Consider the following 22,557-nt stretch of genomic DNA (forward strand, 5'->3'; position numbering starts at 1 on the left):
CAGATCCTCGGCAGGCAACATGACCGGCGCCCCTGACAGGTCGGCGACTTCAGCAATCACCAGCCTGTCCAGGGGCACCTTCATGTCGTGCGCCGACACGCCGATCAACCCACAGAACGCGCCTGAGGGCACCCGGTGCGCCCCGACCGCGCCGGGGCGGGAGGGCGGCACTGCTTGCGCTTGTCGCCGCCGTGGCCCTGCTGCTGTCCGCGTGCGGTGCCGGCGGACGACCGTCCGGTGAGGAGGGAGGAGCGCAGCCCGGCATCACGCCGCAGAGCGTCAAGGTCGGCGCGCACTTCCCGCTGACCGGCGTCGCGTCCCCCGGCTACAGCGACATCCCCACCGGCGCCCAGGCGTACTTCGCCTACGTCAACGCGAACGGCGGGGTGAACGGTCGGCAGATCGAGTACGTGTTCCGCGACGACGCCTACAACCCCACCCAGACCAGCCAGGTCGTCAACGAACTGGTGCTGCAGGACCAGGTGTTCGCGATGCTGGGCGGGCTGGGCACGCCGACGCACTCCGCGGTGCTGGACTACCTGAACAGTGAGGGCGTGCCGGACCTGTTCGTGTCCTCGGGCTCGCTGCTGTGGAACCAGCCGGAGCGCAACCCGCAGACGTTCGGCTGGCAACCCGACTACGAGATCGAGGCCAAGATCCTCGGCCAGTACATCGCGCAGAACTTCCCGCAGGCCAAGGTCGGCCTGTTCCTGCAGGACGACGACCTGGGCCGGGACGCCGAGATCGGCGTCCGGCGCTACCTGGACGCCCAGATCGTCGCCGCGGAGCGGTACACGCCCGGCAACACCGACGTCGCCCCGCAGATCGCCGCCCTGCAGGCCTCCGGCGCGGACCTGGTGATCGGGTTCAACGTGCCCTCCTACACGGCGCTGTCGCAGCTGCAGTCGCTGCGGCTGAACTACACGCCGCAGTGGGCCTACAGCAACATCGGCTCCGACCCGGAGCTGGTCGGGTCGCTGCTGGCCCGCTTCTCCGAGGGAGCGGTCACCGACGCGGGCCTGCTCGACGGGGCCATCACGACCGAGTACCTGCCCAGCGTCGAGGCCGCCGACGACCCGTGGACCCAGTTGTTCACCCGGGTCTGGCAGGAGCACGGCACCGGTGGCGAGCTGACCAACTTCCGGATCTACGGCATGGCCCAGGCGTACGCGTTCGTGCAGGTGTTGCAGGCCGCGGGCCCGGACCCGACCCGGGAGGGGCTCGTCTCCGCCGTCGAACGGGAGGGATCGCAGCTGGAGGGCCCCTGGCTGGCGCCCTACCGGTTCTCCGAGCAGAGCCACGCCGGGATCTCCGGGGTGAAGGTGAGCCGGATCGCCGGGGCGGGCACCGAGGACCTGACGCCCGTCCAGGTCACCGACAACGGGGACGCGCCGATCACGCCGTACCCGGGCGGGCCGAGCGCGCCGCCGCCGAACGGGATCCCGGCACCGCCGGCCGGCTGAGGCACGGCGGGCGCGGACCCGCACGACGTCCTTGGTCCGTCCGCGGTGGGCGAGCTCGACGCCCCGTGATCTCAGTCGGTAGCCCGGCTGGCGGTGTTCCGGCGAAAGCCGGTTTGATCACCTCGTGGAACGGCCTGCCGGCACGGAGCGCCGGCGGCCGGCCATCGCGTCCGGATCGGCTCTCGGGGAGACACCATGCGATCTGAGCAGGAGGACTGGTTCGCCCGACGCACCTGGCACCGGACCCGGCTCGACGTCGAGGCGCTGGCGGGGGCGAAGCGGGGCCGCCGGGTCTCGGTCGTGTTGCCCGCGCTGGACGAGGAGGCCACGGTCGGAGCGATCGTCGCCGCCCTGGTGCCGTTGACCGTGGGCCCGACACCCCTGGTGGACGAGCTGGTCGTCGTCGATTCCGGTTCCACGGACGACACGTGCGCCGTGGCATCGGCGGCAGGGGCGCACGTCGTCACACGCGGCGAGGTGCTTCCCGGAGTCGAGGTGCGGCCGGGCAAGGGCGAGGTCCTGTGGAGGTCGCTGGCCGCCACCAGCGGTGACCTCGTGGTCTTCATCGACTCGGACCTGGTCGAGTTCGATGCCGGCTTCGTACCCGCGCTGCTCGAGCCGCTGCTCGTCGAGCCCGGGGTGGAGCTCGTGAAGGGCTTCTACCGGCGACCGCTCCGGCTGGGGGCGGCGGAGGCGGACAGCGGTGGTGGGCGGGTGACCGAGCTGACGGTGCGTCCGTTGATCGCGGCGCTGCGGCCGGGCCTGGCCGGGATCGTGCAGCCTCTGGGTGGTGAGTACGCGGCCACCCGCGAGCTGCTGGAGTCACTGCCGTTCGCTCCCGGCTACGGGGTGGAGATCGGACTGCTGATGGACACCGAGCGGGTCCGTGGCCTGGACGCGGTGGCGCAGGTCAACCTGGGTGTGCGCAAGCATCGGAACCGGACCGTGCCGGAGCTGGGCGTGATGTCCCGCCAGATCGTGTCGGCGATGCTGGAGCGGGCGGAGATCGGTGACGCGGGAGGAACGCTGGTCCAGTTCCGCCAGGTGGCACAGGAGTGGGTACCGGTCGACCACGACGTCGAGCGGCGCGATCGGCCCCCGATGCGTGCTGTGGCGTGCGCGGTCGACACACGTTGACCTGCGGTGCGCACCTCCCTAGGTTTCGGGACACCACCCACCGGAGGGATGCTCGTGACCATTCCCGTGCCTGATCATTCCCGGCTGAGCGCCCTGTCCGAGCACTACGGCTTCGGGCTGGACGAGACCGAGGTGGCCGAGTTCCAGCCCGCCGTCGCCGGCACGCTCGGTGCCTCCGAGCGGGTGGCGGAGCTCTACGCCCGGACCGCGCCGGTGGCCCCGGACCGGGAGTACCGCGCGCCGTCGGAGAACCCGCTGCGCCTGGGCGGTCCGGGCCTCGATCAACGGATCGGGCGCCGGCCCACTGGCCGGGCGCAGCGTCGTGATCAAGGACAACGTCGCCGTCGCCGGCGTGCCGATGGCCAACGGCTCGTCGTCGGTGGCGGGGTTCGTGCCGGCCCGGGACGCCACGGTCGTGAGCCGGCTGCTCGAGGCGGGGGCCACTGTCGCCGGGAAGTCGGTGTGCGAGAACCTGTGCTTCTCGGGCGCGAGCTTCACGTCGTGGCCGGCACCGGTGCGCAACCCGTGGGACCCCGCACGCAACGCGGGTGGCTCGTCCAGCGGCAGCGCCGCCCTGGTGGCGAATGGCGATGTCGACCTCGCGGTCGGCGGCGACCAGGGCGGGTCGGTCCGGATCCCGGCGTCGTTCTCCGGAATCGTCGGCCACAAGCCGACCTACGGGCTGGTGCCCTACACCGGCGCCTTCCCGATCGAGCAGACGATCGACCATCTCGGTCCGATGACGCGGACCGTGGCCGACGCGGCGCTCATGCTGGACGTCATGGCGGGCGTCGACGGCTATGACTCCCGGCAGCCCACGGTGATCGACCCGGTCGACCACCTCGCGTCGCTGCAGCAGGGCGCGGCGGGTCTGCGGGTCGGTGTGGTCGGCGAGGGGTTCGGCACGCCGGTCTCGCTGGCCGGGGTCGACGACGCCGTGCGCGCGGCGGTCGACGGCCTGCGCGCGGCCGGGCTGACCGCCGAGGAGGTGTCGGTGCCGTGGCACCGGGACGCGATGGCGGTCTGGAACGTGATCGCCACCGAGGGCGCCGCGTATCAGATGTTGGACGGCAACGGGTACGGGATGGGCACCTTCGGGCTCTACGATCCCGAGCTGATCGCCCACTACGCGCGCGGCCGCGTCGAACGCGGGTCCGAGCTGTCGCGGACCGTCAAGCTGGTCGGGCTCTCCGGGCGCTACACCTTCGAGCTCGGGGGCGGGAGGTACTACGCGATGGCCCGCAACCTGTCCTACGAGCTCCGGGCGGCCTACGACGACGCGCTCTCGTCGTGCGACGTGCTGGTGATGCCGACGCTTCCCTACGTCGCCCGGGAGATCCCGGCCGCCGACGTCGGTCTCGCGGACTACCTCGACACGGCGCTGTCGATGATCGGCAACACCGCTCCGTTCGACGTCACCGGCCATCCGGCCTGCAGCGTCCCGGCCGGTCTCGTCGAGGGTCTCCCGGCCGGCATGATGATCATCGGGAAGCGCTTCGACGACGCGACCGTGCTGCGGGTGGCGCACGCCTACGAGCAGGCCGTCGGCGGGTTCCCCGCACCGCGGCCGGAGGCGGTCGCACCGCGCTGAGGGGCCTACGGCCTCGAGCCCCAGGCGGAGACCATCAGTGAGGTCGCGAGGTCGGGGAGCCGCCCGCTGTCGAGGTTGTGCAGGTGCTGGTCGATCTCGGCGGCGGTGGGGATGCCGTGGCGGACGAGTCGATCCCGGATCTGGACGACGGTGGCCCGCTCGAGGGCGGTGCAGGCGGGAGCGCTGATCGGGAAGTAGGCATCGGCGCCGACCTCGGTGAGCCCGTGCTCGCCGAGCCGGCCCAGGCGAGCACCACCAGCAGCGCGGCCTCGCCGATCAGCATCCGGCCGGTCGGCGTGCGCGGGGCGAACACCGACAGGTCGGCGAGCGCGGCACCGCCGAGCACGACGACGGTCACCGCGGCGGTCATGGCCGGTAGCCGGTGCGATCCCGCATCCACGACGATCACGGTGAGCGCGCCCCGCGGAGTGGGATCGGTCCTTCGGACGTAGGCGGGACGACCGGATTCGACCGAAAGTCCGATCCGCGCGCCGAGGCGCCCGTGCACGCTGCAGGGGTCGGATCACCCCTCGACATACCCCTCGAGATCACCCCTGGAACGGAGAGCACGCGTGCCACGAACCACCGTCCGCGCCGCCGCGCTGATCAGCTCGGCCGCCGCCGTGACCCTGATCAGCGGCTGCGGCCTGCTCGGGCAGAGCCGGGACGTCCGGATGGAGGTGACAGGGCCGGGTTCCGCGGCCGTCGGCACCAAGTTCGCCGGGGAACCTGACATCGGCTCCGAAGAGGACACCGTCGACGCCGCCGGCAGGGCCTGGTGCGACGCCAACAACCAGGACGACCCCTCGTGAGCAAGCGGCTGCGCGTCCTCGACGTGCTGCGCGGCATGGCGATCGCCGGGATCGTGCTGGTGAACGTCCCGGACATGCTCTCTCTCGGGGCGTCCGCGAGCCGGGGAGGGTCGCTGCGCAGCGGGCTCGACCTGCTGGTGCAGTCCCGGCTCGTCCCGATCTTCGAGGTGCTGTTCGGGGTCGGGATGTATCTGATCGTCCGGTCCGCCCGGGCCCGGCGCCTCTCCCCGTGGCCGCCGATGTTGCTGCGGCTCACGGCGCTGTTCGGGATCGGGCTCGTGCACGCGCTGGTCTATCCCGGCGAGATCCTGAGGTTCTACGCGATCGCGGGCCTGCTCGTCCTGCCCGTGGTGCTGCTGACCCCGCGCGCCGTGCAGCTCGTCCTGGGCGCCGCAGCGACCGGAGTGGTCGTCGCGCTGGCCGGCAGCTCCGCGGTGGAGACCCCGGGCATGATCCTGCTCGGTGCGGCAGGCGCGGCCTACGGCGTGCCCGCGGTGCTGGAGCGGGCCGGTCGGCCGGTGTGGTGGGTGCTGGCGATCGCCGTCCCGGTCGCGGCGGTGGCGCTGTACCGGCAGACCCTCGAACCAGGGGACCCGCGGTTCTCGACCGCGGGCGGGCAGGCCGGCATGGCCCTGGCCGTCGTCTACGTCGTGGGCACCGCGCTGCTGCTGGCCGGGCCGCTGCGCGGGGTGCTGACCGCGGTGTTCGCCCCGCTCGGGCGGATGGCGCTGACCAGCTACCTGACGGCGTCACTTGCCGTCGTGCCGGCCGGCGCCGCGCTGGGCCTCACCGGTTCCGGCGACCTGCCCGCGGCGCTGGTCCTGGGGGCGGCCGTGGTCGCCGTGCAGTGCGTGACCTGCCGGCTCTGGCTCCGGAGGGCACGCTACGGGCCGGTCGAGTGGGTGTGGCGGGCGGTGACCTGGCGGACCCGTCCGCAGGCGCCGGCCCTGCCGGTGCGGTGACCGGAACCCGGTGTCGTGCGGTCCGGGAGCCGCCGTGTAGGGGTTGACCTCATCGACCGGCAGGCGGAGGAGGGCGTGTGACGTCCGGACAGGACTCGCGAGCCGGGCGTCGCACCCCGGACCGGCTGCCGGCCGGGGCGCTGCTGTCGATCTCGCTGCTGGTCGGCTCGTCGTTCGTGATGGTGCTGAACGAGACGGTGATGACCGTCGCGCTCCCGGTGCTGGTCGGGGACCTCGGGGTCAGCGTGTCCACCGCGCAGTGGCTGTCCAGCGGCTACCTGCTCACGATGGCGGTGGTCGTCCCCACCACCGGCTACATCCTGGAGCGCTGGACACCGCGGCGGACCTACCTGGCGGCGATGACCCTGTTCGGCGCCGGGACGCTGCTCTGCGGCCTGGCCCCCGGGTTCGCGCTGCTGCTGACCGGGCGCATCGTCCAGGCGGCCGGCAGTGCGATCATGGTGCCGCTGCTGATGACGAGCATCCTCGCGCTGGTGCCCACCTCCCGCCGGGGACAGGTGATGGGCATGATGTCGATCGTGCTGGCCGTCGCGCCCGCGGTCGGGCCGACGGCGGCCGGGGCAGTGCTGGCCACCCTGGGCTGGCGGTGGATGTTCTGGCTCGTCCTGCCGATCGCGCTGGTCGCGCTCGCCGCGGGCACCCGCTGGCTGCACATCGAGTCCGAGACCTCCCGGGCCCGGCTGGACGTCTGGTCGGTGGTCCTGACCGCGGGCGCCTTCTCGACCCTGGTGTACGGGCTAACCCGGATCGGGGAGGTCGGCGCCTCCGCGTCCGAGGCGCCGCTCGGCCTGCCCTCCTGGGCGTGGGTGCTTGCCGGCGCGGTGCTGCTCACGGTGTTCGTGCTCCGGCAGCTGCTGCTCCAGCGGACCGGGTCGGCGCTGCTGGACCTCCGGCCGTTCACCGTCCCGGCCTACACGGTGTCGCTGATCCTCGCCGTCGCCAGCTACATGGCGCTGTTCAGTGCGGTCATCCTGCTCCCGTTCTACGTCCAGGGGGTGCTCGGCCGGAGCGCGTTCGTGGCCGGCCTGGTGGTGCTGCCCGGCGGCGCGGTGATGGGGCTGCTCAGCCCGCTGGTCGGGCGCGCCTACGACCGGCTCGGCGTCCGGGCACTGGTCGTCCCGGCGTCGGTGCTGCTGTGCCTGACACTGTGGACGTTCGCCTCGTTCGGTGCAGCCACGCCGGTCTGGCTGGTGGTGCTGGTACACGTGGTGATGTCGATCGGGCTCGCCATGAACTTCACGCCGCTGGTGACCGACGCGCTCGGTGCGCTGCCGCGCCCGCTGCACGCGCACGGCAGCGCGATCATGACCACCAGCCAGCAGCTGGGCGGGGCGGCCGGAGCTGCGCTGTTCGTCACGGTGATGACGCTGTGGTCGGCCGATCCGGCCGGCGAGCCCGACTCCACCGGGGTGCGCAGCGCGTTCGTCGTCGCGGCCGCGATCTCGACGGCGGTGCTGGCGGGATCGCTCCTGCTGGGACGGGGCCGCCCCGAATCGACCGGTTCCGCGGCGGCCGTTCGTGAGTGATCATGGGGTGGTGGACAGCGGGGACACGCACGGCGACGGGACCGTTCCGGACCTGGAGGTCCCGAATCTGGCCCGGATGTACGACTACTACCTCGGCGGATCGCACAACTTCGCCGTCGACCGCGCCGCGGCGGACCGGGCTCTGGAGGCGGCGCCGCACGCCCGGACGTTCGCGCTGGCGAACCGCGCGTTCCTGAGCCGCGTGGTCCGCCGCCTCGTCGCCGACGGCATCGACCAGTTCCTCGACCTCGGCTCCGGCGTGCCGACCGTCGGCAACGTCCACGAGATCGCCCAGGCCGTCGACCCGCGGGTGCGGGTGGCCTACGTCGACATCGAGCCGGTCGCGGTCATGGTCGCCACGGACCTGCTGGCCGACAACCCCGACGCCACCGTGACCCACGCCGACATCCGTGACCCGCGGACCGTGCTCGCCGCCCCCGGCGTCGCGGGGCTCCTGGACTTCGACAAGCCGGTGGCGGTGCTGGCCATCGCGCTCCTGCACGCCCTGTCCGACGCCGACGACCCCGCCGGGGTCCTCGCCGCCTACCGGGACGCCTGCTGCCCGGGCAGCTACCTCGCGGTGTCCCACCTGGCCGCCACCAGCTTCTCCCCGGACGAACAGGACGTCGTGCGCGAGGTGCTCGACACGACGCCGACGCCGGTCACCATGCGCACCCGTGAGCAGCTCGCGGACATGCTCACCGGCTACACGATCCTCGAGCCCGGCGTGGTACTGCTTCCCGACTGGCGCCCGGACGACCCGGGCGGGTCCGCCGCCACCGGCGCCGCCGCCAACGGCTACGGGGCGCTGGCCCGGCTTCCCGAGGCACGGCCGGACCGGTAGGCACCTCGCGGCCTCACCGGACCGGGGCGTCCCGTGTGGCCGTCGGGAACTCCTCGGCGCCGAGCACCGGCAGCAGCTCCGGCCGCTCGCGGGCCTCGGCGGGGCGACCGGTACCCGCCCGCGTTCATGGTCGCCCTCGGCGTCGGGAACCGACCGCGGCCGTGTGCGAAGATCGGCGGCATGACCACGACGTTCGCCGTCATGTACTCCTACACCGATGACACCGAGCTGCGAGAGGCCACGCGCCCGGCGCATCGCGAGTACCTGAACGGCTTCACCGCCGACGGGACCCTGCTCGCCGCCGGCGCGTGGGCGCCGACCGAGGCACCGGGCGGGCTGCTCGTGTTCCGGGCGGCGGACAAGTCGGCTGTGCAGGCGATCGTGGATCGGGACCCGTACACGACGGCGGGCGTGGTGTCCTCCGCCGACATCCGCGAGTGGGTTCCGCCGCTCGGTCCCGTGGCGGGTGCGCTCACCGGCGGCGAGTAACTCAGGACCGCGTTTGATTCAGGACCGCGTTTCCGAGTCGTCGGTGGGTGGCGCCAGCCAGATGCCCACGACGGCGTCCACCAGCCCGGTGGCCGTCCGGGACCAGGCGGCGGCCGGCGCGGTGGCGGCCTCGTCGGCCTCGTCGGCCAGGGTCCGCTCCCGCTCGGCGAGATGATGGACGAGCAGCAGCCGGCACAGGTCGGCGCGCTCGCGCTGCACTCGCTGGGGCAGCGCCGGAAGGCATGAGCGCAGCCCGTCGAGCGCCGCGGTGAGCGAGGGTGAGGCGAGCGACTCCGCGAGCAGGACCGGCCGCAGGGCCGGGTCGGTCATGATCTGGGCTCCGAACCGCGCGTACCAGGTGGGCGCGCCGAGGTCGCCGAGGTGCTGCGCGGCCGGGCGCACCAGGCAGTCGACCCAGTCGCGGACGCCCGGGTCCGGGCCGAGTCCGGCCACCATCGCCTCCCGCCGCCGATCCACCGCGTCGGCGTGCCGGCGGACGAGCGCGCGCACCAGGTCGGCCTTCGTGCCGAAGTGGTAGCCGACCACGGCGTTGTTGCCCTGGTCGGCGGCCTCGGCGATCGCCCGGTTGGAGACGGCGTAGACGCCGTGCTCGGCGAACAGCTGCTCCGCGGCGTCGAGAATGCGCTCGCGCGTGGCGGCGCCGCGATCGGTCCGTGCGCGTGCGGGCACCGTCCCACCACCTCCTCGTCGATCCGCCGGTGATGCCGGCCGGGCCGGGAATCGTCGCACCACCGGTGTGACATGGCGGACCCCGGCAAGACTAAGTCAAGCACATGATTTAATCTACGCCAGAACCCACACCTTCCACCCCTTGGAGCTCGTGTGTCCGGTGGTGACAGCACGACCCGGGACGACGGCCCCGTGGCCGCGTCCCGCGCGTCGTGGCTGGTCGGGGTGCTGGCACTGGCCGGCATCGTCGTCTCGCTGCAACAGACCATCGTCATCCCGCTGGTGCCGCAGTTCCCGCGGCTGCTCGACGCCGACCCGGCCGACACCGCCTGGGTCGTGACGGCGACGCTGCTGGCCAGCGCGGTCGCGACCCCCGTGGTGGGCCGGCTCGCCGACATGTTCGGCAAGCGCCGGATGCTGCTGTTCTGCCTGGGCACGCTCGTGGTCGGCTCGGTGATCGGCGCGCTGAGCGAGTCGCTGGTGCCGCTGGTGGTGGGCCGCGCCCTGCAGGGTCTCGCCGCGGGTGTCGTGCCCCTGGGCATCAGCCTGATGCGTGACCAGCTCCCGGCCGAGCGGCTCGGGTCGGCGACCGCGCTGATGAGCGCCTCGCTCGGGGTCGGTGGAGCCCTCGGGTTGCCGTTGTCGGCGTTCGTGGCCCAGTCCCTGAATTGGCACGTCCTGTTCTGGGCGGGCGGGGCGCTCGGGCTGGTCACCGCGGCCCTCGTCCTGACGACCGTGCCCGAGTCGCCGCACCGCGCCGGCGGCCGGTTCGACCTGCTCGGGGCGCTGCTGCTCTCCGCCACGTTGGTATGCCTGCTGCTCGCGGTGTCCAAGGGCGGCACCTGGGGGTGGGCGTCGGCGACCACGCCCACGCTGTTCGTGGTCGCGGCCCTCGCGCTGCTCTCCTGGGCGATGTGGGAGCTGCGGCGCACGGAGCCGCTGGTGGACCTGCGGGTCAGCCGTCGCCGGCAGGTGCTGCTGATCAACTCGGCCTCGGCGGTCTTCGGCTTCTCGATGTTCGCGATGTCGCTGGTGTTCCCGCAGCTGCTGCAGCTGCCCGCCGAGACCGGCTACGGCCTCGGGCAGTCGATCGTGGTCGCCGGCCTGGTGCTGGCGCCGGGTGGCCTCTGCATGATGGCGATGTCGCCGGTGTCGGCGCGGATCAGCGCGGCGTCCGGGCCGCGGACCACGCTGATGGTCGGCGCGGTGGTCGTCGCGGCCGGCTACGGGCTGGGCGCGGTGTTGCACGCCGAGGTGTGGCAGCTGCTGGTCAGCTCGGTGGTGATCAGTTCCGGGATCGGGCTGGCCTACGGCGCGATGCCCTCGCTGATCATGGCCGCGGTACCGGTCGCCCAGACCGCCTCGGCGAACAGCCTGAACAACCTGATGCGCGCGATCGGGACCAGCACCGCCAGCGCCGTGGCCGGCGTGTTGCTGGCGCAGATGACGACCACCATGGCAGGCGCCGAGGTCCCGACCGAGGCGGCCTTCGTGGTGGTCATGGTGCTCGGTGCGGGTGCGGCCCTGGTCGCGATGGCGATCACCGTGTTCATCCCGCCGCGCCGGGCCGAGCGAGCTCCCGACCCCGGGCCTGCCGGGGCCGACCCCGGCACGGCCGCAGGCGGGCGTCCGGCGGCGAGCGGGACCGTCCGGCACCGCGACGGCGACGCCGGCGACGCGGTCGTGACGCTCGTCGGGCCGGACGGCGCGACGGTCGGCCGGTCCCGGACCGGCCGGGACGGGGCGTTCGCGGTCGTGGCGGACGGCGCCGGGACCGCGGACCTGCTGGTCGTGAGGTGGGGGGAGCTCAGCCACGCGGAGCGGCTCGCGGGACCGGGCCCGCACCGGCGTGACGTGCTGCTGGAACCGGCTTCGCGGCGCGCGGGCGGGGAGCCGAGCGCATCCGGGAGCGATGTCCGCATCACCCCCACCGGAGTGGCCCGGGCCCGGTGGGGCCGGGACCGTCCCGTGCTCCCAAACGGGTGTGGTCGGTCACCCGGATTCCGGGCGGCCGGCTCGGTCCGGGCCCGCGACCAGCGCGAACGAACGGGGAGATGATCTTGTACGAGACTTCAACGTTAACTCTGAAAACTCTGTGATGTTCATGGACGATCGCGTGGGCACGCTGACGGTGTGTCCACGACGATCACCAGCTCCCCCCGCCCCGCACCGGTCCCTCGCCGCACCCGCCGTGCGGGCCCGGCCGTACCGGTCGTCGACAGGCCTCTGGACATGGCCGCGGCCCTCGCACTGCTCGCGTTCGGCGCGAACATGGCGAGCCCGCTGTTCCCCGGGTACCAGCAGGATCTCGGCTTCGGCGACCTGACCCTCACGCTCGTCTACGCGACGTACGCGGCGGCCAGCGTCCCCGCGCTGCTGGTGCTCGGCCCGCTCGGCGACCGGCTCGGCCGGGTCCGGCTGGTGCGGATCGGCCTGCTCGTCGCCGCACTCGGGTCGGTCTGCTTCGCGGTGGCCGCGCACCCGGCGTGGCTGTTCGCCGGGCGCGTCCTGCAGGGTGTCGCGCTCGGTGCGGCGACCGGGGCGGGCATGGCGGTGCTGGCCGAGGCCCGCGTGACCAGCCGTCGTCGACGGCTCGCCGCCGCCGGCGCGCTGGTCTTCCTGGTCGGCACCGCGGCCGGTCCCGGTGTCACCGGCCTGCTGGCCGAGTTCGTCCCGGCGCCGCACGCCACCGTGCACCTGCTGCACGTGCTCGCCCTGCTCGTCGTGCACCACCGGCTCGCTCCCACGCCGGCCCCGGCCGTGCCGGCGACCCCGCGCCACCGGCCTTCCGCCTCCCCACAGCTGCCGCAGCGGGGGCGTGCGCCCTACCTGGCCGCGATGGGGACGGGCTTCGTGTCCTGGGCCGTCGTGGGGCTGTTCCTCGGCCTGATCCCGAGCGCCCTGACCCGGGACTCCGCCGGGGTGGGCACGGCCGTGCTCGGTCTCGTCGCGGCGGTCGTCGTCCTCGCCGCGCTGCCGGCGCACGCCGTCCTGACCCGGCTCGGCGCCGTGCGCGCCCAGCTGGCGGGTCTGGCCCTCCTGGTCTGCGGGCTGCTGGTGGTGCTGAGCGCCGGCGGGTCCCCATCGGTGGCGGTCACCCTGGCGGCGGCGATGACCGCCGGCTTCGGGCACGGGCTCGCCTACGGCGGAGCGCACGGCGTGGTGCAGGCCGTGGCGGTCGGGGACCGGGCGGCCGGGACCACCGCGATGGCCTACGTCGTCTACTACCTCGGCGCCGGGATCCCGACGGTCGCGGTCGGCCTGATGACGCTGTACCGGCCGCTGGACGCCGCGACGAGCGTGCTCGCGGTCGTCCTCGTGGGGGCCGCCGTGGTGGCGGCGATGGGCGTGCGGCAGAGCTCGGTCGACGCCGCCGGGCGCGACGACTCGGCGCTCGGCGACGTCGCCGTCCTGCTGCGGGACCTGCTACGCGGGATGCACCAGGCCAACGGGATCATGCACGGTGTCGACCCGGGCGCCCGCCGTCGGACCGGGTGACGGTCGCGCGAGCACACCACACCCGCCGGTGGGGAGCCGGGCGACGCCGGCTACCCGCTCCCCTCCCGCTTGCCGGCCCGGGTGCGCTGCGGGTCCGGCGCCGCCTCCCCGGGCAGCCGGCGCAGGAACTCCTCCTCGAGCTCCAGCATCCGCCGGGTGTGCGCCTCCAGCGCGTCCTCGGAGCCGCCGAGGACGGTGTCGTTCCGGGTCTCGTGCAGGTGCGTCATCTCGCGGCGGAGCTCGTCGTCTCCGAGCTCGGCGGGCGCGATGCCGTGCGATCGATCGGTCATACCGAGCCCTACCCGCACCCGGGGCGATCATGCACCGGCGGCCGGATCGGGCGTCCGGGGCAGGAACAAGACGGCGACGACGCGGTGTTGTCGCACGAGGCGCGCCGGGGCCAGCCCGCTCGCCGCCCGTGTGGACGGCGTCCCCTCGCGTCGAACGTGGTGATCACCGACCGATGCACGGAGAGAGAGTGACAGTTCACGACGCCCGCAGCACCCGCTACGAGACCTCCCGTCGCGTCCGGGACGCGGAGCAGGACCGCGAGGAGCTCATCGACCACGAGGTCGCCGATCTCGCGCGGCTGCTCGACCGCGTCGACGGGCTCACCCACGAGGTGCGTCGGCGCCTGCGGCGCATCGAGCACCACCGGGGCGGCGTGTCTCCCGAGTGGACGTCCCGCAACATGTGACCCGACCGGTAGGCCCCCTCCCGTCGCCCCGGGCCGGGACGACGGCCCGGGTGCCGCGGGAGGTGGCCACGGGCAGAAATGTGGGCGCGCGGTGTGGGCCGGTCGCGGAGTGGTACGGCGACGGTGCACGTCGCGGGAACAGATCCGCGACGGCATCGACGCCCTGCTCGAGCGGCGCCGCAGGGTCATGATGTGCCGCCCCTGACCGACGTCCCGGTGTCAGTGGTTGACCCACCGCGGGGCGCGCTTCTGCGCGAATGCGGTGACCCCCTCCACGGCGTCCTCGCTGACCATCAGCTCGTCCAGGGCCGGGGACGGGTGCCGGACGGCCTCGACGGTGTCGGCGATCCCACCGGTCTCGTCCATGATCTGCAGCGACGTCCGGACCGAGGTGGGGGAGCCCTCCAGGATCTCCGCGGCCAGTGCGCGGGCGCCCGCCAGCGCGGTCCCGGCCTCCACCACCCGGTTCACCAGCCCGGCCGCCAGCGCCTCCTGCCCGGTCAGGCGTCGCCCGGTCAGGATCATCTCGGTGGCCAGGGTGGGGCCGACGATCCGCGGCAGCCGGACCAGCCCGCCGGCACCGGCGACGAGCCCGACCTTCACCTCGGAGAGCGCGAACCGGGCCGTGGTGTCGGCGACGACGAGGTGGCAGGCCATCGCGATCTCGCAGCCGCCGCCCATCGCGAACCCGTTCACCGCGGCGATCACCGGTTTGGTCATCGCGGCCCGGGCGGTGAGCCCGGCGAACCCGTTCTTCGGCACCCACATCGGCTTGCCCGAGGCCGACCAGCGCAGGTCGTTGCCTGCCGAGAACGCCTGGTCACCGGCGCCGGTGAGGATGGCGACCCACAGCTCCGGGTCGGCGAAGAACGCGTCGAACACCTCGTCGAGCTCGTCGTTGGCCGGCGGGTGCAGCGAGTTGCGGGCGTCCGGCCGGTCGATCGTGACCTCGAGCAGGTGCCCGTCGCGGCGGACGGCCACGTGCTCGTAGCCCTCCGGGCGCAGCCCGGGCGCGCGGCGCGGGGCGATCTCGTCCATCCGCTCGCGGGTGGTGGCGACGCGGTTGCCGGCGCCGAACGAGCGCGCGTACATGCCCGTGCCGGCCGGCTGCCCGGTGGAGAGGAGGTCGAGGGTGGTCTCGTCGCCGTCGACGGTGCGGGCCAGGAACCGGCTGCCGGCGGCGTCTGTCCGGCAGGAACCGGGGTCCAGGCGCCCGACGACGATCCCGGTGCGGGCGCCGTCGCGGCCGTGCACGACCGTCCACGTCTCGATGGTGGCGGGGCCGTCGGCGTGCTCGGTCCGCGGCGGGGCGGAGACGGCGTCCAGCTCGGCCTGGAGGTCAGCGCTGCGGTCGGTGCGCCAGGGTGTCGGGGTCGTGGAGTAGATCCCGGCCGAGTACTTGCTGCAGACGCCGCCGTTCGCGCCGACCAGCCCGTAGCTGCCCGGCGTGGCGCGGCAGCGCTGCACGGTCTCGGCGATCGCGTGCATCGAGTAGTTGTTCCCGGCGCCGCCGAAGAACGGCAGCCCCCCGGTGAGCGTCAGCCCCCGCGGGTCGTCCGGGGCCAGGCCGAGGCCGTCGCAGATGTTCGAGACCGCGATCGGGAAGCAGCTGTAGAGATCCAGTGTGGACAGCTGGTCGAGATCGATCCCGGCGACGTCGAGGGCGTGCCGGACGGCGGCCACCGAGGCCGGTGCGGTGCCCAGGTCGGCGCGCTCGAGGAGGTCCCGTTCGCGCAGGTCGGCGTGCCCGTGCAGGTACACCCAGCGGTCCTCGTGGATGCCGAGCCGGCGCGCCGCGGCGACCGAGGTGAGCAGTACCGCCGCGCCCTGGTTCACCTGGTCGCGGGCGACCAGGTAGCGGGTGTAGGGGTCGGCGATCGGGCGGTTGCGCTCGGTCGGGGTGGCCAGCTCGGACGCGCTGCGTGCGGTCGGCGCGGCGGCGTGCGGGTTGGCCGCGGCGACCCGGGTGAACGGCGCGAACAGCTCGCCCATCTCGGCCGCGTACTGCTCGCGGGTCCGGCCGAGGCGGGCCCGGCGGGCGTTGTCGAGCAGCGCGTACTGGTTCGGCGCGCCCGTCAGGCCGTGCGCGATCTGCTGGCGGGTGACCAGGCCCCGCAGCCCGAACCCGCGGTCCTCCAGCGTCCCGTCGACGGTCTCGGAGAAGTCCGGGGCGTCCTCGGTCCCGGCGAGGTGGCGGGCGGTGGAGATCGCCTCGGAGCCCACGACGAGGGCGACCTCGGCTGCGCCGGCGGCGATGGCGGCGCCGAGCTCGGTCACCAGGTGCTGCGGTGCCTGGCCGCCGGTGACCTCCAGGATCGCCCGCTCCGGGTCGGCGCCGACCCGCTGCGCGACCGAGCGCGGGTAGTTCGTGGAGCGGCCCAGCGGGGCCTCGGCGCCCGGCGTGGAGATCTCGAACTGGCGCACGCCGGCGAGCGTGTCGAGCGCCGCGGCAGGCCCGGCCGGATCGGTGACGCCGGTGTCGCGCAACGCCTCCCGTGCGGCCTCGGCGGCCAGCTCGACGGCGGACAGGCGCCGGTAGCCGGGGGCGTCGATCCGGTCCGAGGACTGGCCCACCCCGACCAGGACCGGGGTGCGGGGATCGATCTCGGTGCTCATGCCCGGCCTACTTCCTAGACGTCTTCCGTCAGCAACCGGCCGACCGTATCCCGGGGTCGGGTGGGCTTCAAGGCCGCTCAGCCCGGGCGGTGCACCGCACCGAGCAGGAAGTCGACGAGTCCCTCGGCGTAGTCGTCGAGGTCGGCGACGAGCCGCTCGCGCAGGTGCCCCGGGGCGGACGACACGTGCATCACCACCCCGCCGCACAGCGTGTCCAGCAGCATCGTCACCGACGTGTCGTCCGGGATCTCCCCGCGCCGGATGCCACGCCGGACCATCGCCCGGGCGGCGAGCACCTGCGCGTCGCGCATCGCGTCCCAGCGCTGCGCGACCCCGGGGATCGACGGCGCCTCGACGGTCATCCGCATCGCGGCCCGGCTGCTCTCGCCGAGGTAGAGCGCCAGCATCTGGTGGGCGAGCCGGAGCAGGTCACCGCGCAGCGTGCCGGTGTCGGCGTCGGCGACATCGACGAGCCGGCTGGCCAGCGCGTCGGTGAGGAGATCCTCCTTGGCGCTCCACCGCAGGTAGATCGAGGCCTTGCCGACGCCCGCCTCTCGGGCCACCGCCTCCAGGCTGAACCCGGCCCAGCCCGCGCGCCCGAACAGCTCCACCGCGGCCGCGGCGATCCGCCGGTCGACGGCCGGGTCGCGGGGACGTCCGGTGCTCGTACCGGACGTGCCGGTTCCGGTGCCGGGGGTGCTGGTGCCTGTCATGGCGGGTCTCCGGGCGGGTCTTGCTTCGGCGGCGGCCGTCACCCTAGCGTCAGGGCGGACTTCCGGACGGGCAGCGTCCAGATAGGTGCACACGGGAGGCAGCCGTGACGTCGACGTCACCTGCGATCACCCCGGAGCGGCTCGAGTCGCTGTTCCGGCCGCGCAGCGTGGCCCTGGTCGGGGCGGCGGACAAGTCCGCGTTCTCCCGGCTCGCCTACGACAACCTGGTCGAGTTCGGGTTCACCGACCGGACGTTCCTGGTGAACCGCCGCGGCGCGCCCACGCACGGGCGGCCCACCGTCACCTCGTGCGCGGAGATCGGCGAGCCGGTGGACGTCGCGTTCCTGATGGTCCCGCAGGCCGGCATGCCGGAGGCCCTCTCCGACGCCGCCGCCGCGGGGATCCGGAACGCCGTCGTGCTCTCGTCGGGCTACGCCGAGGCGGGGGAGGCGGGCCGCGCGGCGCAGGACGAGCTGGTCGCGCACGCGCTGTCGCTGGACATGGTGCTGCTCGGCCCGAACCAGCTCGGTTTCGCCAACATCACAGCGCAGGTGCCGATCACGTGCGTGCCCGGACTGCCGCGCACCCCCGGCCCGGTGGCGCTGCTGTCGCAGAGCGGAGCCAGCTCCGGCGCGATGGTGGAGTTCGCGGGAGCGGCCGGGATCGGCCTGTCGCTGATGGTCACCCTCGGCAACGAGGCGATGGTGACGGCCGGGCACGTGCTGGACTTCCTGGTCGACGACGACGCCACCCGTGCCGTCGCGATCTTCGCCGAGACCGTGCGCGACCCGGACGCGTTCCGCCGCGCCGCGCGCCGTGCCGGGGACGCGGGCAAGGCCGTCGTGGTGCTGAAGGCGGGCAGCAGCGCGCTCGCCGCCCGCACCGCGGCCGCGCACACCGGAGCGCTGGTCGGCGACGACGCGGTGATCGACGCCGTGTTCGCCGATCTGGGGATCATCCGGGTCGACTGCATCGAGGACATGCTGATCACCGCCGGGGCCACGGCGCACATGGGCCGGCTCCAGCGCCCCGGCATCGGCGTCGTGTCGATCTCCGGCGGGGCCTGCGACATCGTGGCCGACCGGGCGAAGGACGTCGGCATGGAGCTGCCGGAGCTGGCCGCGGAGACCCGCGACGCGGTGGTCGCGGTGATGCCCGACTACGGCACCGTGCAGAACCCGCTCGACGTCACCGGTGCCGCGATCCTGGACCCGAGCGTGTTCACCCGGACGATCGCCGCGGTGTCCGCGGACCCGTCGGTCGGGGCCGTCGCCGTCGTCAACTCGCTGCCCTGGACCGGCGAGGGCCCCTACAGCGGGCAGGTGTTCGTGGACGCGATCGGCGCCGGGATCGCGCAGGCCGGCTGCCCGGTCGCCTACGTGAACCAGGTGCTGGCCCCGATCACCGACCGCACCCGCGAGGTCCTTTCCGCGGGTGGCGTGCCCTACGCGATCCCCGGGCTGCGCCAGGCCGTCGTCGCGCTGCGGAACGTGGCCTGGTGGTCGCAGGCGTCCCGGCTCACCGCCGGACCGTCCGCCGTCGACGTCCCGGAGCGGTCCGCGTGTCGCGGTGCCTGGTCCGAACCGGCGGCCCGGCGGCTGCTGGCCGCCGCCGGTGTGCCGGTCGTGCCGGGCGAGCTGGTCGGCACGGCCGACGAGGCGGTCGCGGCCGCGTCCCGGATCGGCGGCCCGGTCGCCTGCAAGCTGGTCTCGCCGGACGTGCTGCACAAGAGCGGCGTCGGCGGTGTCGTGCTGGGGGTACAGGGCGACGATGCGGTGCGTGCGGCGCACAGCGCGGTGACGCTGGCCGCCGCGGCGGTCCCGGGTGCACGGGTGACGGGCGTGCTCGTCTCCCCGATGCGGCGGGGTGGGACGGAGTTGCTGGTCGGCGTCGTACGGGACCCGCAGTGGGGTCCGATCCTGGCCGTCGCGTTCGGCGGGGCCCTCGTCGAGGTGCTGGGCGACTCGGTCCTCTCGCCGCTGCCCGTCTCGCCGGAGCGGGCCGCGGCGATGCTGCGCCGGTTGCGCGGTGCCGCCGTGCTGGACGGGGTGCGCGGCGCGGCACCGGTGGACGTCGACGCGGTCGCCGCCGTCGTCGCCAGGGTCGGCGACCTCGCGCTCGCCCTCGGCGACGAGCTGGAGTCGCTGGAGATCAACCCGCTGCGCGTCGACGGGTCGGCCGTCGAGGCGCTGGACGCCGTCGTCACCTGGAGAGACGCTTCATGATGCGCACCGCCCTCACCGACCTGCTCGGCATCGACGCCCCGCTGGTCGGGTTCAACCGCTCGCCCGGCGTCGTCGCGGAGGTGAGCCGGGCCGGCGGTCTCGGCGTGCTCGCCGCGACCGCGTACACCCCGGAGGAGCTCGACGCCCAGCTGACCTGGATCGAGGAGCAGGTCGGCGGGCGGCCCTACGGCGTGGACCTGCTGGTACCCGGGAAGACGGCGCCCGGTGACCCGGCCGACCTCGTCGCCAGCCTGCGCGCCCAGATCCCCGACGAGCACGTCCGGTTCGTCGACGAACTGCTCGCCCGCTACGACATCCCGGCGCCGGCGCGACCGCGCCATGAGAGCCCCGAGCTGATCGCGAACCTCGACCCGAGCGGTGTCCCGGCGCTGCTCGACGTCGTGTTCGCGCACCCGGTCGCGCTGGTCGCGAACGCGCTCGGCACCCCGCCGCCGACGCTCGTCGACCGGGCGAAGGCGGCCGGGGTCCTCGTCGCGTCCCTGGTCGGGAAGCCCGAGCACGCCCGCCGCCAGCTCGAGGCCGGCGTGGACGTGCTCGTCGCGCAGGGCACCGAGGCGGGCGGGCACACCGGCACGGTCGCCACGATGATCCTCACCCCGGAGATCGTCGACGCGGCCGGCGACGTGCCGGTGCTCGCCGCGGGCGGGATCGCCTCCGGGCGTCAGATGGCCGCGGCGCTCGCGCTCGGCGCGTCCGGCGTCTGGTGCGGTTCGGTGTGGCTGTCCAGCCACGAGGACATCACCCCGGACGCGGTGAAGCGCAAGTTCCTGACCGCGACCAGCTCGGACACGCTGCGATCGCCGGCCCGCACCGGCAAGCCGGCCCGTCAGCTGCGCAGCGCCTGGCACGACGAGTGGGAGCGCCCGGGCAGCCCGTCCCCGCTGCCGATGCCGCTGCAGCCGATGCTGATCTCCGACGCCTGGAGCCGGATCGACGAGGCCGCCGGGAACGGGCATCCGGGTGCGACGGCGCTGGAGTCGTTCTTCATCGGGCAGGTGGTCGGCGGGTTCGCCGAGCTCGCGCCTGCCGGGGAGATCACCCGCCGGATCGTCGACGACTGCGTCGCCCGCCTGCAGGAGCTCCGGACGCTGACCTGATCACCCGTCAGCACGCCCCGGGTCCGCGGCCGGGGCCTACGCTGGCGGGTACCAGGCCCGGAGGAGGCGGCCATGCCCCAGGACCCGTTGCGCGATGCGTTCGGCCCGTTGGAACCGCTGCTCGGGCGGCTGTTCGAGAGCCTGGGGGATCTCGACGGCCCCGGTGAGGCCACCGACACCGACCAGCGCCCGCCCGGTAGCCGCGGGACCCGCGGGCTGGACCGGTTCGGCCGCGACCTCACCGCGGACGCCGCGGCAGGCCGGCTGGACCCGGTGATCGGCCGGGACGCCGAGATCGACGCCGCGCTGGAGGTGCTGGGCCGCCGGGCCAAGAACAACCCGGTGCTGGTCGGCGATCCGGGCGTGGGCAAGACCGCGATCGCCGAGGGGATCGCCGCGCGGGTGGCCGCCGGTGACGTCCCCGCGGTGCTGCGCGGCGTCCGGGTGATCGCGCTGGACCTGGCGGGCATGGTGGCCGGCACCAAGTACCGCGGCGAGTTCGAGGAGCGGCTCACCGCTGTGATCGACGAGGTGGTCGCGGCCCAGGGGCGGATCGTGGTGTTCGTCGACGAGCTGCACCTGGTCATCGGCGCCGGAGGCGGGGCGGACGGCGGCGCGATGGACGCCGGGTCGATCCTCAAGCCCGCGCTGGCCCGCGGCGCGCTGCGCCTGGTGGGCGCGACGACCACCGAGGACTACCGCCGCTACATCGAGCGGGACGCGGCGCTGGAGCGGCGGTTCGAGCCGGTCGTCGTGCCGGAGCCGACCGAATCGCAGACGGTGGCGATCCTGCACGGCCTGCGCGGGCGCTACGAGAGCCACCACGGCGTCACGCTGACCGACGCCGCGCTGGACGCCGCGGTCACGCTGTCAGCCCGCTACGTGCCGGACCGGTTCCTGCCGGACAAGGCGATCGACCTGGTCGACCGGGCCGCGGCCCGGGCCGGCATGCGTACGACCGGCGGCGACGCGGCCGCGGACGCGACCGCGCGCCAGGCCGCCGAGCTGCGGCGGGCCCGCGAGGTCGCCGTCGATTCCGAGGACTTCGAGCGGGCCGGGATGCTCAGCCGCGAGCTGGACCGGTTGCTCGCCGCCACCCCCGCGGCGGGCGGGCGCCCGGAGATCACCGCCGACGACGTCGCCGAGGTCGTCTCCCGGCGCACCGGCATCCCTCTCGCGCGCCTGGGCACCGGCGAGCGGGACCGGCTGCTGCGCTTGGAGGAGCACCTGCACGCGCGCGTCGTCGGGCAGGACGACGCGGTGGAGGCCGTCGCCGACGCCGTGCGCGCGGGCCGGGCCGGGCTCGGGCACCCGGAGCGGCCGGTCGGCTCGTTCCTGTTCCTCGGGCCGAGCGGGGTCGGCAAGACCGAGCTGGCCCGGGCACTGGCCGAGGCGCTGTTCGACTCCCCGGACCGGATCGTGCGCCTGGACATGAGCGAGTACGCCGACCGCGCGTCGGTGACCCGGCTGATCGGCGCCCCGCCCGGCTACGTCGGCCACGACGACGGCGGCCGGCTCACCGAGGCGGTCCGCCGCACCCCCTACTGCGTGCTGCTCCTCGACGAGATCGAGAAGGCGCACACCGAGGTGACCTCGACGCTGCTCGGGGTGCTCGACGCAGGCCGGCTGACCGACTCCCGGGGCCGGACCGTCGACTTCCGGCACACCATCGTGGTCATGACCAGCAACCTGGGCTCGGAGCAGCTGCTGATCGCCGCGGCCGCCGGCACGCCGCTCGACGAGGTCCGCGAGCCGCTGCTGGCGCTGGCCCGCACGCACTTCCGGCCCGAGTTCCTGAACCGGATCGACGAGATCGCGCTCTTCGCCCCGCTGGCCCCGGCCCAGCTCCGCCGGATCACCGCGATGATGCTCGACGAGACCGGCGAGCGGCTGCGCGCCCAGGGCGTCACGCTGCACGCCGACGACGACGCCGTCGACCTGCTGGCGCGGCGTGGGCACCGGCCCGAGCACGGCGCCCGGCCGCTGCGCCGCACCATCGGGCGCGAGGTGGACCGTCGGCTGTCCCGGCTGCTGCTGTCCGGGGACCTGCGTCCGGGGGGCACCGTGCGGCTCACCGCCTCCGGTGACGAGCTGTCGCTGGAGGTCCGGCCGGGGGAGTGAACGCCGGCTCGCCCTCCGCAGCGTGCAGGTAGCG

At 74.2% G+C, this 22,557-nt stretch carries 19 protein-coding genes; 15 read left to right on the forward strand and 4 right to left on the reverse strand.

All coding sequences use genetic code 11. The features are described from left to right. Positions 1–191: 191 nt before the first annotated feature. The 9 genes from ACLFMI_RS18450 (at position 192) to ACLFMI_RS18490 (ending at position 8,845) form a co-directional block, all read left to right on the forward strand. A complete protein-coding gene (locus ACLFMI_RS18450) occupies positions 192–1,463 on the forward strand; it encodes an ABC transporter substrate-binding protein (protein ID WP_410949132.1) in 1,272 nt (423 codons plus the stop codon). A gap of 195 nt (positions 1,464–1,658) precedes the next feature. Beyond that, entirely contained in the window at positions 1,659–2,600 is a 942-nt protein-coding gene (locus tag ACLFMI_RS18455) for a glucosyl-3-phosphoglycerate synthase (protein WP_410949133.1), read from the forward strand. Positions 2,601–2,769: 169 nt separating this feature from the next. Next, on the forward strand, positions 2,770–4,191 hold the full coding sequence (locus tag ACLFMI_RS18460) for an amidase (protein WP_410949134.1): 1,422 nt from the start codon (positions 2,770–2,772) through the stop codon (positions 4,189–4,191). A gap of 83 nt (positions 4,192–4,274) precedes the next feature. Next, positions 4,275–4,643: a hypothetical protein gene (locus ACLFMI_RS18465; protein WP_410949135.1), complete on the forward strand. Its 369-nt coding sequence runs from the start codon at positions 4,275–4,277 to the stop codon at positions 4,641–4,643. A 120-nt stretch (positions 4,644–4,763) separates the two neighbouring features. Continuing rightward, the gene (locus tag ACLFMI_RS18470) at positions 4,764–5,003 is read left to right on the forward strand and encodes a hypothetical protein (protein WP_410949136.1); all 240 of its coding nucleotides are present in this window, start codon (positions 4,764–4,766) and stop codon (positions 5,001–5,003) included. Beyond that, positions 5,000–5,965, forward strand: a complete 966-nt coding sequence (locus ACLFMI_RS18475) for a DUF418 domain-containing protein (RefSeq protein ID WP_410949137.1) — start codon at positions 5,000–5,002, stop codon at positions 5,963–5,965. Before ACLFMI_RS18470 ends, ACLFMI_RS18475 begins: the two co-directional genes overlap by 4 nt. 77 nt (positions 5,966–6,042) lie before the next feature. Further along, the gene (locus tag ACLFMI_RS18480; RefSeq protein ID WP_410949138.1) at positions 6,043–7,512 is read left to right on the forward strand and encodes an MDR family MFS transporter; all 1,470 of its coding nucleotides are present in this window, start codon (positions 6,043–6,045) and stop codon (positions 7,510–7,512) included. Between the two features lie 10 nt (positions 7,513–7,522). After that, the gene (locus ACLFMI_RS18485; RefSeq protein WP_410949139.1) at positions 7,523–8,356 is read left to right on the forward strand and encodes an SAM-dependent methyltransferase; all 834 of its coding nucleotides are present in this window, start codon (positions 7,523–7,525) and stop codon (positions 8,354–8,356) included. Between the two features lie 180 nt (positions 8,357–8,536). Beyond that, on the forward strand, positions 8,537–8,845 hold the full coding sequence (locus tag ACLFMI_RS18490; RefSeq protein ID WP_410949140.1) for a YciI family protein: 309 nt from the start codon (positions 8,537–8,539) through the stop codon (positions 8,843–8,845). A gap of 18 nt (positions 8,846–8,863) precedes the next feature. Here ACLFMI_RS18490 and ACLFMI_RS18495 read toward each other — a convergent pair whose 3' ends face one another. Further along, complete coding sequence (locus ACLFMI_RS18495; RefSeq protein ID WP_410949141.1) at positions 8,864–9,535, reverse strand: TetR/AcrR family transcriptional regulator; 672 nt, start codon at positions 9,533–9,535, stop codon at positions 8,864–8,866. Between the two features lie 192 nt (positions 9,536–9,727). Here ACLFMI_RS18495 and ACLFMI_RS18500 point away from each other — a divergent pair, with 192 nt between their 5' ends. Then, positions 9,728–11,593, forward strand: a complete 1,866-nt coding sequence (locus ACLFMI_RS18500; protein WP_410949142.1) for an MFS transporter — start codon at positions 9,728–9,730, stop codon at positions 11,591–11,593. 174 nt (positions 11,594–11,767) lie between these two features. Next, entirely contained in the window at positions 11,768–13,033 is a 1,266-nt protein-coding gene (locus ACLFMI_RS18505; protein ID WP_410949143.1) for an MFS transporter, read from the forward strand. A 50-nt stretch (positions 13,034–13,083) separates the two neighbouring features. Here ACLFMI_RS18505 and ACLFMI_RS18510 read toward each other — a convergent pair whose 3' ends face one another. Next, positions 13,084–13,323 carry a DUF6158 family protein gene (locus ACLFMI_RS18510; protein ID WP_410949144.1) on the reverse strand — a complete coding sequence of 80 codons (240 nt, stop codon included), beginning with the start codon at positions 13,321–13,323 and terminating at the stop codon, positions 13,084–13,086. Between the two features lie 188 nt (positions 13,324–13,511). Here ACLFMI_RS18510 and ACLFMI_RS18515 point away from each other — a divergent pair, with 188 nt between their 5' ends. Beyond that, complete coding sequence (locus ACLFMI_RS18515; RefSeq protein WP_410949145.1) at positions 13,512–13,730, forward strand: hypothetical protein; 219 nt, start codon at positions 13,512–13,514, stop codon at positions 13,728–13,730. Between the two features lie 219 nt (positions 13,731–13,949). Here ACLFMI_RS18515 and ACLFMI_RS18520 read toward each other — a convergent pair whose 3' ends face one another. Both ACLFMI_RS18520 and ACLFMI_RS18525 read right to left on the reverse strand, forming a co-directional pair. Then, complete coding sequence (locus ACLFMI_RS18520) at positions 13,950–16,346, reverse strand: acetyl-CoA acetyltransferase (protein ID WP_410949146.1); 2,397 nt, start codon at positions 16,344–16,346, stop codon at positions 13,950–13,952. Between the two features lie 77 nt (positions 16,347–16,423). Continuing rightward, positions 16,424–17,059 (reverse strand): TetR/AcrR family transcriptional regulator, encoded by a 636-nt coding sequence (locus tag ACLFMI_RS18525; protein WP_410949147.1) that lies wholly within the window; start codon positions 17,057–17,059, stop codon positions 16,424–16,426. Between the two features lie 104 nt (positions 17,060–17,163). On the opposite strand from ACLFMI_RS18525, the gene ACLFMI_RS18530 reads away from it, so the two are divergent. The 3 genes from ACLFMI_RS18530 (at position 17,164) to ACLFMI_RS18540 (ending at position 22,523) form a co-directional block, all read left to right on the forward strand. Next, positions 17,164–19,284 (forward strand): acetate--CoA ligase family protein, encoded by a 2,121-nt coding sequence (locus ACLFMI_RS18530; protein ID WP_410949148.1) that lies wholly within the window; start codon positions 17,164–17,166, stop codon positions 19,282–19,284. Further along, complete coding sequence (locus tag ACLFMI_RS18535; protein WP_410949149.1) at positions 19,281–20,402, forward strand: NAD(P)H-dependent flavin oxidoreductase; 1,122 nt, start codon at positions 19,281–19,283, stop codon at positions 20,400–20,402. Before ACLFMI_RS18530 ends, ACLFMI_RS18535 begins: the two co-directional genes overlap by 4 nt. Before the next feature lie 72 nt (positions 20,403–20,474). Further along, complete coding sequence (locus ACLFMI_RS18540; protein WP_410949150.1) at positions 20,475–22,523, forward strand: ATP-dependent Clp protease ATP-binding subunit; 2,049 nt, start codon at positions 20,475–20,477, stop codon at positions 22,521–22,523. Positions 22,524–22,557: the final 34 nt, after the last annotated feature.

The organism is Pseudonocardia nantongensis (assembly GCF_046546495.1).
GTDB lineage: Bacteria > Actinomycetota > Actinomycetes > Mycobacteriales > Pseudonocardiaceae > Pseudonocardia > Pseudonocardia nantongensis.